Annotated in this window: 15 protein-coding genes; 1 reads left to right on the top strand and 14 read right to left on the bottom strand. The window is 72.3% G+C overall.

From position 1 onward, the window contains the following. Window positions 1-92: 92 nt before the first annotated feature. Window positions 93-3,068, bottom strand: a complete 2,976-nt coding sequence (locus AAHH18_RS17880) for a tape measure protein (RefSeq protein WP_343302549.1) — start codon at window positions 3,066-3,068, stop codon at window positions 93-95. A gap of 32 nt (window positions 3,069-3,100) precedes the next feature. Here AAHH18_RS17880 and AAHH18_RS17875 point away from each other — a divergent pair, with 32 nt between their 5' ends. Next, window positions 3,101-3,322, top strand: coding sequence for a hypothetical protein (locus AAHH18_RS17875; RefSeq protein ID WP_343302548.1), 222 nt, complete (start codon window positions 3,101-3,103; stop codon window positions 3,320-3,322). On the opposite strand, the gene AAHH18_RS17870 is transcribed toward AAHH18_RS17875, so the two are convergent. The 13 genes from AAHH18_RS17870 to AAHH18_RS17810 all read right to left on the bottom strand — a co-directional run. Further along, window positions 3,288-3,806, bottom strand: a complete 519-nt coding sequence (locus AAHH18_RS17870) for a DUF7426 family protein (RefSeq protein ID WP_343302547.1) — start codon at window positions 3,804-3,806, stop codon at window positions 3,288-3,290. The genes AAHH18_RS17875 and AAHH18_RS17870 overlap by 35 nt on opposite strands. 87 nt (window positions 3,807-3,893) lie before the next feature. Continuing rightward, on the bottom strand, window positions 3,894-4,406 hold the full coding sequence (locus AAHH18_RS17865) for a phage tail tube protein (protein WP_343302546.1): 513 nt from the start codon (window positions 4,404-4,406) through the stop codon (window positions 3,894-3,896). A 21-nt stretch (window positions 4,407-4,427) separates the two neighbouring features. Further along, window positions 4,428-4,802 carry a hypothetical protein gene (locus tag AAHH18_RS17860; protein ID WP_343302545.1) on the bottom strand — a complete coding sequence of 125 codons (375 nt, stop codon included), beginning with the start codon at window positions 4,800-4,802 and terminating at the stop codon, window positions 4,428-4,430. Beyond that, window positions 4,799-5,245, bottom strand: a complete 447-nt coding sequence (locus AAHH18_RS17855) for a minor capsid protein (protein ID WP_343302544.1) — start codon at window positions 5,243-5,245, stop codon at window positions 4,799-4,801. The genes AAHH18_RS17860 and AAHH18_RS17855 overlap by 4 nt, the downstream gene beginning before the upstream one ends. After that, entirely contained in the window at window positions 5,242-5,598 is a 357-nt protein-coding gene (locus AAHH18_RS17850) for a hypothetical protein (protein WP_343302543.1), read from the bottom strand. Before AAHH18_RS17850 ends, AAHH18_RS17855 begins: the two co-directional genes overlap by 4 nt. A gap of 9 nt (window positions 5,599-5,607) precedes the next feature. Further along, window positions 5,608-5,949: a hypothetical protein gene (locus tag AAHH18_RS17845; protein WP_343302542.1), complete on the bottom strand. Its 342-nt coding sequence runs from the start codon at window positions 5,947-5,949 to the stop codon at window positions 5,608-5,610. Further along, window positions 5,946-6,374, bottom strand: coding sequence for a hypothetical protein (locus tag AAHH18_RS17840; RefSeq protein ID WP_343302541.1), 429 nt, complete (start codon window positions 6,372-6,374; stop codon window positions 5,946-5,948). Before AAHH18_RS17840 ends, AAHH18_RS17845 begins: the two co-directional genes overlap by 4 nt. A gap of 60 nt (window positions 6,375-6,434) precedes the next feature. Next, window positions 6,435-6,830 carry a hypothetical protein gene (locus AAHH18_RS17835; protein WP_343302540.1) on the bottom strand — a complete coding sequence of 132 codons (396 nt, stop codon included), beginning with the start codon at window positions 6,828-6,830 and terminating at the stop codon, window positions 6,435-6,437. A gap of 80 nt (window positions 6,831-6,910) precedes the next feature. Next, the gene (locus tag AAHH18_RS17830) at window positions 6,911-7,924 is read right to left on the bottom strand and encodes a major capsid protein (protein WP_343302539.1); all 1,014 of its coding nucleotides are present in this window, start codon (window positions 7,922-7,924) and stop codon (window positions 6,911-6,913) included. A gap of 14 nt (window positions 7,925-7,938) precedes the next feature. Beyond that, on the bottom strand, window positions 7,939-8,331 hold the full coding sequence (locus AAHH18_RS17825) for a hypothetical protein (RefSeq protein WP_343302538.1): 393 nt from the start codon (window positions 8,329-8,331) through the stop codon (window positions 7,939-7,941). 46 nt (window positions 8,332-8,377) lie between these two features. Continuing rightward, complete coding sequence (locus tag AAHH18_RS17820; protein WP_343302537.1) at window positions 8,378-9,028, bottom strand: hypothetical protein; 651 nt, start codon at window positions 9,026-9,028, stop codon at window positions 8,378-8,380. Window positions 9,029-9,123: 95 nt separating this feature from the next. Next, on the bottom strand, window positions 9,124-10,005 hold the full coding sequence (locus AAHH18_RS17815) for a VG15 protein (RefSeq protein WP_343302536.1): 882 nt from the start codon (window positions 10,003-10,005) through the stop codon (window positions 9,124-9,126). Continuing rightward, a partial coding sequence (locus AAHH18_RS17810) for a hypothetical protein (protein ID WP_343302535.1) occupies window positions 10,005-10,210 on the bottom strand: 206 nt, incomplete at its 5' end. The genes AAHH18_RS17815 and AAHH18_RS17810, both read right to left, overlap by 1 nt.

Below are 10,210 nucleotides of genomic sequence, written 5' to 3'. Positions count from 1 at the left end.
GAGTCCACCGGGCCGGATCCAGAAGTCCCGGTCCGGTGCGCGCGAGCCGTGAAGGGCTAGGCCCTCCCACTCCACGACGGTGCTGCTGAGCATCAGGCTCCTCCCGGCTGCGTCGCGAGGAGCCACGGCAGGTCATCGGCCAGGGTCCGCGCTCCGTCGCCCGTCAGGTCGCCCTGCACGGTGATCTGCACTGGCGGGCCCGCCCACGCAGCGGCGGCCGGCGACGTCTGCGCCACGGGGCGAGGCGTGATCGAACCGGTCGCGTTGAGCTGCAGAGCCGATTTCGGGACGGTGATCCGCCCAAGTCGGTCCGCCGTCTCGTCGAGCAGCGCGAGGGACGCCGTGGTGCGCTCGATGGGGATGTATGCCTCGTCGCCACGCGGCCGGTCGCCGACGACCCGCCAGGTGTTTGCGGGCACCATCTGTGCGACCGCGGCCATCGGGGTGAGCTTCTGCCGCATCCCGCCGGCCGCGTAGAACTCGAGGACGCCGCCGGCGGCTTGCGCCGACATCGCGAACTTGTTGCCAGGCGAGTAGTTGTACGTCGTCCCACCCACGGTGTCCACGGTGACCCGGATCCGCCGACCGTCGTTCGTCATGATGAACTTGTCGATCACGAGCTGCGCCTCGGCGGCCTCCGCCTTGATGGTCGTGATGACCTTGTTCGGGATCAGGCCGTAGGACGTCGCGAGCTTCTCGGCCTCCTCGCGGGTGTATCCGAGCTGCTGCGCGTTCTCGATGAACGAGTCGCGCTGTGCGCGGATCGTCTTGTCGAGCTCGGCCGCGGAGGCGTTGTTCTTCACCATCGCGTCGGTGCTTGCGACCTGGTCGCGGGTCCACGCGATCAGGGCGTCGTCGACGCGGCGAGTCCCGTCGGCTGCCTCATCGATGGCACCGTTCTGGTCGCGGACGACCGCGGCGCCATCGACGATCGCCTGGGTGAGCCCTGCCTGCGCGTCGAGGGCACGGATCTGCGCCTCACGCAGGGATAGGACGGCGCCGGCGGCCTCGTTCTGCTTGTCGATGCTGTCCTGGAGGCGCTCGGTCGACGTCTTGAGCGCGTCGGCGTTGCGCCCGTACGCGTCCGTCGACAGGTCGGTCGCGGTGATGCCGGCCGCGACCTGGTCGCGGACCTGCTGCTGCGACTTCGCGACGTCCTCGGACTGCCCGCGGACGGCGACGAGGATCTCGGAGTAGCCGCGCAGCCGCTCCAGGCGGTCGTTCGTCGCGCCGAGGTCCCCGAGCTCGAACTGCGACTCGTCCTTCGCGGCCGCCTCGGCGTCGGCGAGCCGCTGGTACGCGTCGGACGTCGGGTCGATCGAGGCGGTGACGAGGTCGTTGAGGTTGACCCCGAGGCGCTTGGCCTTCTCGATCAGGCCGTCCTTCTCGAGGTTGTTGTAGACGAGCGCGCGGGTGTTCGCGGTGATCGCGCCGGTGGCCTGGTCGAGGGAATCGGCCATGGTGTCGACTCGCTGCTTCGCGTCGGTGGCGCGGGTCACGAAGATGCCCACGGCGGTCGCGATCGCGGCGATCGCCAGGGTCACCGGGTTCCCGATGAACGCGGCCTTGAGCGCCCCCCCGGCGGCGGCGGCCGTGGCCGCTACGCCCTGCATCCCGGAGACGAGCTTCGGGAGCACGGCGACGATCGCGGCGAACGCCCCGGCACCGGCGAGGACCGGGGTCGGGAGCTCCGCGACCCATGCGACGACGTTCGCGATCACCTCGGCGACCGGGACCGCGTACTTGACCGTGTCGATCAGCACGGGCGCGAGCTGCTGCCCGAGGGACACGATCACGGGCGCGAGCGCCTGCAACAGCGCCGTCAGGGAAGGGGTGAGCTCGTTCCCAATCTGCAGGGCGGTGTCGGACAGCACCTGGCTGATCTGCCCCGCCAGGGGGGCGAGCGGACCGAGCGCGGTGACGAAGTCCGCGCCAGCGTTGCGCAGCCCAGGGGATGTCGCGACGAGCGCCGCGATCCCAGCGACCACCGGGTTGATCGTCAGCCCGAGCGTGGACAGGATCGGGATGGACTGCGTCCCGTACGCATACAGCGCTGCTGCGCCAGTCGCGATCAGCGGGGTGTACGCGGTGAGCCGGTCGAGCTGCCCGTTGACCTTCGACAGGTCCCACGAGTTGATGACCGACCGGGCCTTGTCGAGCGCCGGCGTGACGGCGTCGAGCGCGGGCTTGAACCGGGCGACCATGAGGTCGACGAACGGCTTCGCCTTCTGCTCAGCGGCGCGTAGCGCGTCGGCGACCTTGTTCGTCCACTCGACGGCGCTGCCGCCGCCCTTCGGGTCGATGAACGGGGCCGCGAGTAGGGACCCGATGTCGCGGATCGCGCCCTTGACGCGGTCGAGCGCGCCGTCCATCTGGAGCTTGATGTTCGCGGTCGCGCCACCGAACCGCTGCATGAGCCCGGTCACGAGCGGGTCCCACACCTGGTCGACGGGGATGCCGCCTGGCTTCGACGCGAGCTCGCGGATCTCCGCGCCGGTCTTCCCGAGCTGCTGCCCGAGGACGGTGGCGGCGTCGATGCCGTACTGCCCGAGCTGGTTCAGGGTCTCTCCGGTGAGTTTCCCCTGCCCCTGCATCTGCGCGAGGGCGTAGGTGACCTGGGAGACCTGCTCGTTCGACCCACCGACAGCGGCGACGGCGTTCTGGATCGCGTCGAGCGTCGGCAGCACCCGGTCGGCGGCGACGCCGAAGCCCAGGAGCTGCTGCTGCGCGGTGATGAAGACCTGCTTGGCGAACGGGCTGCTCTTCGCGAACTCGTCGAGCTTGTCCATCTGCGCGTTCGCGGCCTCGGCCGACCCGAGCAGGGTCGTCAGGGCGGCGCGCGACGACTGCTGCAGCCGGTTGTAGTCCGCGCCGATCTTGAAGACCGCGGCGCCCATCGCGGCAGCGCCCGTGGTCAACGCCACGAACGACGTCGCGAGCTGCTTCGTGCCCGCGGACACGACCCGGCCCAGGCCATCGAACCTCCGGTCCGACTGGTCGACCTGCGAGTCGAACTGGGTGCCGTCCGCGCGGATGTACGCGACGAGCTCGCCGACGGTCAGGGCCACGGACGTCACCTCCTGGTGGTTGGATGGGCGTCGTGACTGACCACCTGGGGGACCTGCACCGGCGCCTGCAGGGCATCGAGGACCGGTCCGCTGCTGAGCACCGGCGCAAGGTCGTGGTCGTGGCGGGCGTGGCCGTGGTGCTCGTCGTCGCCGCGGCGGCCCTATGGCTCGCCGTCCGGCAGCGCTCCGCGGCCGAGGACCGGCGGGTGTGCTTCGGCTTCAGCTCCGCCGGGACGCCCCGGTACCGCGGGTAGGTGCCCGTCGCTGGGTCCGGTTCCCCGACGCCGTACGGGGCCCACGCGGCGACGTCGAAGACCCCGAGTGCGCTTCCCCCTTGGCACCACCGCCGTGCTGCGCGTCGAAGATCCGGTCGGCGGTCTCCTCGCCGAGCGTCCAGTAGTACAGGGCGTACATCCCGAACTGGTCGATGTGCGGGCCTGGGACGCCGTCGGCGACCATCTGCGCGTGGACGTCCGATCCGAGCGCGAGCGCGGCGACGTCGACGTCCTTCATCGACTCGATGACCGCGAGGGTGTCCGCGGGGATCTCCGGGGAGCCCTTGCGACCGCACGTCGGGCACTCCTCGAGCGCGGCGGCGTAGGCCGCGACGCCCACGGCGTTGATCGCGGCGAGCTTGATCCCGGTGTCCTTCGACGGCGGGTGGACGGTGTACGTCCGGTCGCCGTACGGGAGCTGGAGGTCGGGGGTGAGGTACTGGGTGAGGTCCTTGAGGGCCACGGTGGTCTCCTGCGTGTGCCGGGCAGCCGGGTGGAGCGCGCGGGGCCGGACCCGGCTGTGCCGGCCCCGCGCGCGATCAGGGAAGGGTCAGGGCGTCTCGTCCTCGGCAGCCGGGTTGGCGATCTTGCGACGCCGACCCTGGCCTGTGACGGTGACCGTCCAGCCCGCGATCTGGTCGTTGCCCGTGTTCTGCCGGGTGACGGCGACGGTGCCGTCGCCCTCGTAGGCCTCGTTCGGGTTCGGCACGTGGTCGCTGGGGTCGTCGTACCAGCGGAACTGCCCGGACGCGGCGTTGCCGACGGAGTCGGGGCCCGCGAGCTCGAGGAGCTTCTCGACCTCCGGCAGGTACAGCCCGGTCGTCGGCAGCCGGTGTCCCTGCGCCGTGAACCCCAGCGTCCAGGACTCGGAGGTCTTGATGGGGTGCGGGGCGCCGTTGTCGTCGTAGGTAGCGCCGTCCTGGGTGACCGAAGTCGCCTGCGGGTCCACGGCGGAGATGAACCGGATGTTCTGCCACACCGGGGCGGCGCGGGTGCCGATGTTGATGTCCACGGCGTACTCGTAGGAGAACGCGAGCTCGGTCTCGACGGGGGTCTCGCTCATGGGGGTGCCTCCTGGGGCAGGTCAGGCCGGGTCGGCGGTAGGGGTGGTGGCGAGGTCGACGACCGCGCCGGTGCTGCCGTCGGGGACGGTGGTGGAGGCGGCGGCACCGATCGCCGCGACCTTGTCGGCCTTGCGGGTCGCGCCCGCCAGGTCGATGCCGTGCTCGGACGCGTAGGCGTCGAGCTGCTTGCCGGACCAGCCCTCGGTCACCGGGCCCTCGGGGTATGCGCGCGGCGGGGCGGGGTCCGCGGTCACCGTGTAGCCGGCGACCTGCAGGTAGGACCGCAGCGCTGGGCTGATGTCCTCGGCGGACGCGGCACCCGCGCGGAAGTCCAGGGCGAGCGGCCCGATGACGACAGGGCCGGTGAAGCTGAGGTCGGGGTGGGTGACCTTCACGGGGTGCCTCCGGGTCGCTGGGTGACGATGCGGTAGTTGTCCGAGCGCTCGTGCCGGCCGTTGCTGTCGGCGCCGAGCTGCGCGAAGGAGATCCGGCGCGCGCTCTGGACGCGGAGCTCTCCCCACGTGTCGTGATGCACGCCGTGCAGCACGCCGAAGGCCGCCTCGGCGACGTCGGCCACGGCGTCAGCCGGTCCGGGGACCCGGATCAGCAGCTGGACGAGCAGACCGACGTTCGGCAGGCGCAGCTCGTCGTCGCCGTCGTAGAGCGACACGGCGATCGCGGCGTCCGGATCCTCGGGCAGGTGGAGCAGCGTGATCAGCGTGTCGTTGGGCCCGTACTCAGCTGGGGCGTCACCTGACCAGACACCGAGCCCGCTGTCGGCCAGGCGCTGCGCGACACCACGCATCGCCTTGCTGTGCAGCCCGCGCGGCGGGGTCACTCTCCCAGCTCCTGGCGGATCGACTCGGCCATGAGCTCGGCGGCCGCGCCTGTGCGGGCGGCGGCGTTCAGCGGCCGCTCGAGGTACTTGTCGGTCTCGCCGCGGGCGTGCCGGCGGCGCTTCTCGTGGTTGATGACCGCGTAGTCGGTGTCGTAGGAGACCGAGGCCTCCATGTCGACGTGGTCGACGTCGACAACCATCGAGCGCGCCAGCTCCTCGCTCTCGCGGGGGACGACCTCCTGCGAGGTCTCCCCGACGAGGTCCGCGACTCGCTCGACACCCCGCCTTCCGCCACGGCGGATCGCGGCCTTCGCCTCGGACCCGCGCCACTCGATCGTCACGTCCCCGGGCACGGGCGCCTCCTACTCGAGGTAGAGCTGCTGGTACGGCGGCAGGGGGCGTCGACCGGAGCGGTGCGGGCGGCGGTCGACGGCGATGACCTTCGCCTCGCGCTGATCGGGGCTGCCCGGGCGCACGGTGACGAGCGAGCCGAGCGCCACGTGGACGTCGAGGTCGAGGACGACCTGCGACTCGGAGACGACCTCGCGGCCCTGCTCGTCGCGCACGAGCTTGCGTTCGTCGGTGACGAACGTCCGCTCGACATCGCGGGCCGGGCCGTAGATCGGGCCGGTGCCCGAGCGGCCGACGAGGTCGCGCACGAGGACCCCGTGGGGCACGAAGCGGCCCGGCAGGCGGCGCGTCACGGCCGGTACCCCTGCAGGTACCGCGCGGGCCCGGCGAACACCGTGAACGCCCTGCGCCGCCGCCGGGTCCTGATGCCGAGCTGGCGCAGGTCGGCCGGGGACAGCTCGATCTCGCCGGGGTTGTCGCCGCCGACGGTGCCGCCCTGGGTGAACGGCCCCATCGTCTCGGTGAACTGCCGCATGCCCTCGGGGTTGCGCAGCACCCGCAGCACGACGCGGATGGTGACGGCGCGGACCTGCTCGCGGAGCACTCCCGTGGCGTCGGCCGCGATGCGCTCGGCCATGTACGGGTCCCGCGACAGGATCGCGAGCCGCGCGTTGCGGATCTGCCGCTCGACCTGCTCGGTGGTGAAGTCGAAGTCGTCCTCGAGGAGCCAGCCGTCCTCGACTTCGTCCGGCGTCGCCCAGGGGGTCTCGTCCGCCACGAGCGCTCCTCTCCGACCCGCCGGCCCGGCGCGTGAGGGTGCGCGCCGGGCCGAACCGGATCAGTCCTGGCCGGAGGTGTCCCCGGCGTCGCCCGCGGTCTCGCCGGATGGCTTCTGCTCGCCGGCACCGGCCGCGCCGGACGTGGTCGCGTCCTTGGCAGCCGCGAGCGCCGCGAGGATCGCGTCCTTCTTCTTCGCACCGTCGAGGTCGACGCCGTGCATGTCGGCGTAGGCGGTGAGCTGGTCGACCTTCCACTTGTTGGTGGGGTCACCGTCGGGGATCACGACGGTGCCGGCGTCGGAGTCGGTGTCGGGGTCCTCGGCGTCGGCCCAGACCTTCGGGTTGGTGACGACCTTGGACGCCCAGTCCGGGACGTCGTGGCCGGCGTACAGGGTGGTGACCTCGCCGGTGTCGGGGTGCCGGACGAGGACGTTCTCGATGAGCTGCCTGCCCATGGGGCGGCCCTCCTGTTCGTGTCGGGGTGACGCGCGCACGGCCCGGCCTCACGCGGTGGGGTCGGGCCGTGCGGGGCGGGTCAGCGGATCTTGAGCGCCAGGGAGAGGTTGGCGTTCGCCAGGACGGGCATGCCGATCGCGTCGGAGATGACCTCGGCGATCATCGGCGGCTTCGGCTCGCGGAACACGCCCGCGACGATGCCGGGCTGCTCGGACTCCTCGATCTCCCAGTCGGGGTCGATCGCGGACAGGGTCTGGCCCCAGAACGTCGCGCCGAGCTCGGTGCCCTCCCAGTCGTCCGCGTCGACGGGCGCCGGCAGGAGCACGATCGTGTCGTTCGGCAGGACGGGGCCGGACGCGGTGCGCCGGTCGTTGATCACGATCGGCGGCAGGCCGGCGCCCTCGACGAAGGCCCGGACCTCGGCGTCGGTCGGGCGGCGGGCGCCGCCGTTGATGAGCTGGGTCTGGAACTGGTTGCCGTTGGCGAGGTCGCGGAACGCGGTGGTGTTCATCGCCATCGCGCCCGGGGGAACTCCGTTGTCGAGCTTGTAGACGTCGACGGCGTTCTGGATGTCCTGCTGGCGGTCCGCGGCCGGGTCGGTCCACGGCGTCGGCACGGTGACGGTGTGCGACGGGTCGCGCCCGAAGTCGTCGCCGGCCGGGACGAGCTCGGGGATCGTGGCCCGGCCGGTGACGAGCACGATGCCGCGCAGGCGCTCCTGGCGGTCGGCGACCGCGCGGACCACCTGGCGGGTGGTGGCGAGGATCGCGTCCCGGATGCGCTCGTCGGAGGCGTTCCGCGAGCGCAGCTGCGTGTACTCGTCGACCGGGACGTTCTGGCCGAGCGCCGGCAGCTCGAGCTTGATCCGGCGGCCGCCCTGGCGCGGGGCCTTCTTGATCTCGGCGTCGTAGGCGCGGAACTGCGCCTCGGGCACCAGGCCCGCGGAGCCGGCGCGGAACGAGACCTCGATGTCGTCGACCGGCCGGTTCGGCAGGAAGACCGCGAGGGTGCCCTTGGCCGCCTCGTAGTCCTCGAGGTCGGCCCGGGCGTACCCGGTCAGCGTGGCCGGGTCGATGATGTCAGTCCACAGCATGTCCTGACCTCCTCTCAGACGTAGATGAACGTGGTGGCGGAACGCTTGGCCGCGGCGACCGGGGCGGCGAAGCCACCCGGGTGCGGGACCTTCGCGACGACGAGGGCGCCGTGCTTGAGCACGGGCACCCCGAAGTCGTCGGTGCCGACGACGCGCTGGTCGGTCAGGAGGCAGCCCCACAGGATGCCGGCGTCCGTGACCGTGGCCTCGGTCTTGTCGTAGGGCACGAGCAGCCCGGCGACCTTCGCGACCGGGGTGCCGGACTTGATGTAGCCGTCCGGGTAGTACGTCGCCGCGGCGAACGCGGAGATGTCGAGGATGTCGGTGCGGGCGTTGGCGATGCCGTGGCTCGAGTCGAGCCAGGACATGTCACCGCCCCCGTAGATCTCGGTCCTGAGCTTCGGCATGGTACAGCCGTCCTTCCGGGTGTCGGGGTGAGCGGGGGGACTGGGCTCAGTCCTTGTCCTTCTTGCTGCGCGAGCGGCGCGACTCGTGGAGCTCGCGGCCGGCGGCCACGGACTTCTCGCCCTGGCCGGCGGTCTGCCCCTGACCCCGGTTCGGCCGGGGCCGGCGCGGGTCGTCGTCGCTCTTGACCAGGTGGGGCTTGTCCGTCGCGAGCTGGTCGACCAGCGCCTTGATTGCCGCGAGCGTGCGGGCCTCGGCCGTGACGAGCGCCGTGGTGAGCCGGGTCGTGGCCTCGGTCGCACCCTCGGCCCGGGCCGCCTTCGTGGCCTTGTCGAGCTCGCTGGCGCTCTCCGCCTCGTGCGCGTCCCACTTCTCGGCCTTCGCCTTGAGGTCCTCGAAGCCCGCGTACTTGGTGGTCCGCTCGCGGTGGAGCCTGTCGGAGATGATCCGGTCGAGCTCCGCCTGGGTCGCGGGGGGCGTGTACTTCCCGCTCTCGCCGCCCTTGCCGTCGCCGCTTCCGGCACCGGCACCGCCGTCGCCACCCTCACCGCCCTCGCCGCCGGTGCCGCCCTGGCTGCCGCCGTCGCCGCCCTCGCCGGCGGCCATGAACCGCAGGCCGCGGAGATTCAGCACGGGCGGCACGCCGATGTTCGGCGGGCAGTAGCGCGCGGTGGTGGTCGTGGTGGTCCTGGCGTTCATGTCGTTCTCCGTAGCCCGTCGGCCGTGCACCACCCGTTGAGCGCCGGGCGTGGGCGCCTGCCCCGCAGCCGCGGGGAAGTCGTGAGGAGAGCCGGTCAGCGGGCGCCGGTCAGGCGCCGCATCTCGGCGAGGATCCGCTTGGCGGAGATGTCGAACTCGGGGGCTGCGGTCCAGGCCTCGCCCCGCTTGCGCGCCGCGTACCACTGCGACCAGAGCGAGTCGCGCGGGCCGTGGACGTTCTGCGAGGCGGTGAAGAACGCCTCGAGCAGGTCCTCGACCTCGGGGTTGAACTCGACCGTCGCACCGGGGAACACCGGCACGCCCTCGCAGCGGCACCAGTCGTGGTACTTCTCGCCGATCTTGCGGGGCCCTCGCGGTCGGATGCCCTTGGGTTGCCCGCCGCGGCGCCGCGGGCCCGGCAGTATCGCTGCCCCCCGACCGACGACCCGCTCGGCGCTCTCCATGGAGCGGTAGTCCATGCCGCGGCTGGCGAGCATCGCGCAGAACGCGCAGCAGCCCGGCGCCGGCACCCGCTGGTATCCGACCGGCGCGGGGTCGATCTCGGCGTTGCCGAACACGGTGTCGCGCCCGACGTCCGCCAGGAGCTTCTGCGCCCCGCCGGCGAGCAGGTCGACGACCGTGGAGTCCGTGCTCTGCTCGAACAGCGGCCCGACGGACCACTCGACCAGCGACCGCACCCGCTCGGGCTGGACGGTCTCGGTCAGCAGGACCGGCGTGAACCGGCCCGGTGCGTCCGCCTCGGTGCGCAGGTCCTCGTACCACGTGGCCGACAGGAGGCTCATCTGCTCGCCGTAGGGCTCGAGCACCGGCCCCGTGGCCTCGAGTAGCGCGGCACGCACGCGGGCCGGGTTGTCGTCCGCGACGGCCGCGACCAGCGACACCAGGTCCGCGGTCGCCAGGGTCGTGACGTCGCCGACGAGCGCGGCGTGCTCCGCGACCTGCGCCGCGGTGGGCATCAGTCCTCCCGCTCGCGCAGGGACACCGGCACGCGCCCGGAGAACTTGATCCCCGACAGCCCCACCCGCTCGGCCGCGGCAGCCTGGTCGACGCCCGCCCGGATCAGCGCACCCAGGGCGTCGGCCTGGGCCTTCAGTTCGGCGGCGGAGGCCGCAGTGCTCGGCCCGGACGTCGCGCCGGCGTCGGTGGCCGAGCGCCGTGCGA

Origin of the sequence: Cellulomonas olei, from assembly GCF_039548315.1 — a bacterium.
Lineage (GTDB): Bacteria > Actinomycetota > Actinomycetes > Actinomycetales > Cellulomonadaceae > Cellulomonas.
The sequence above is the reverse complement of the archived record's forward strand: the minus strand, read 5'-3'. Positions and strand labels throughout refer to the sequence as shown.

Excerpts from the sequence above, each read along its gene's own strand:
- AAHH18_RS17865 (WP_343302546.1), bottom strand. The coding sequence starts at position 4,406 with ATGAGCGAGACCCCCGTCGAGACCGAGCTCGCGTTCTCCTACGAGTAC.
- AAHH18_RS17835 (WP_343302540.1), bottom strand. The coding sequence starts at position 6,830 with ATGGGCAGGCAGCTCATCGAGAACGTCCTCGTCCGGCACCCCGACACC.
- AAHH18_RS17830 (WP_343302539.1), bottom strand. The coding sequence starts at position 7,924 with ATGCTGTGGACTGACATCATCGACCCGGCCACGCTGACCGGGTACGCC.
- AAHH18_RS17825 (WP_343302538.1), bottom strand. The coding sequence starts at position 8,331 with ATGCCGAAGCTCAGGACCGAGATCTACGGGGGCGGTGACATGTCCTGG.
- AAHH18_RS17820 (WP_343302537.1), bottom strand. The coding sequence starts at position 9,028 with ATGAACGCCAGGACCACCACGACCACCACCGCGCGCTACTGCCCGCCG.
- AAHH18_RS17815 (WP_343302536.1), bottom strand. The coding sequence starts at position 10,005 with ATGCCCACCGCGGCGCAGGTCGCGGAGCACGCCGCGCTCGTCGGCGAC.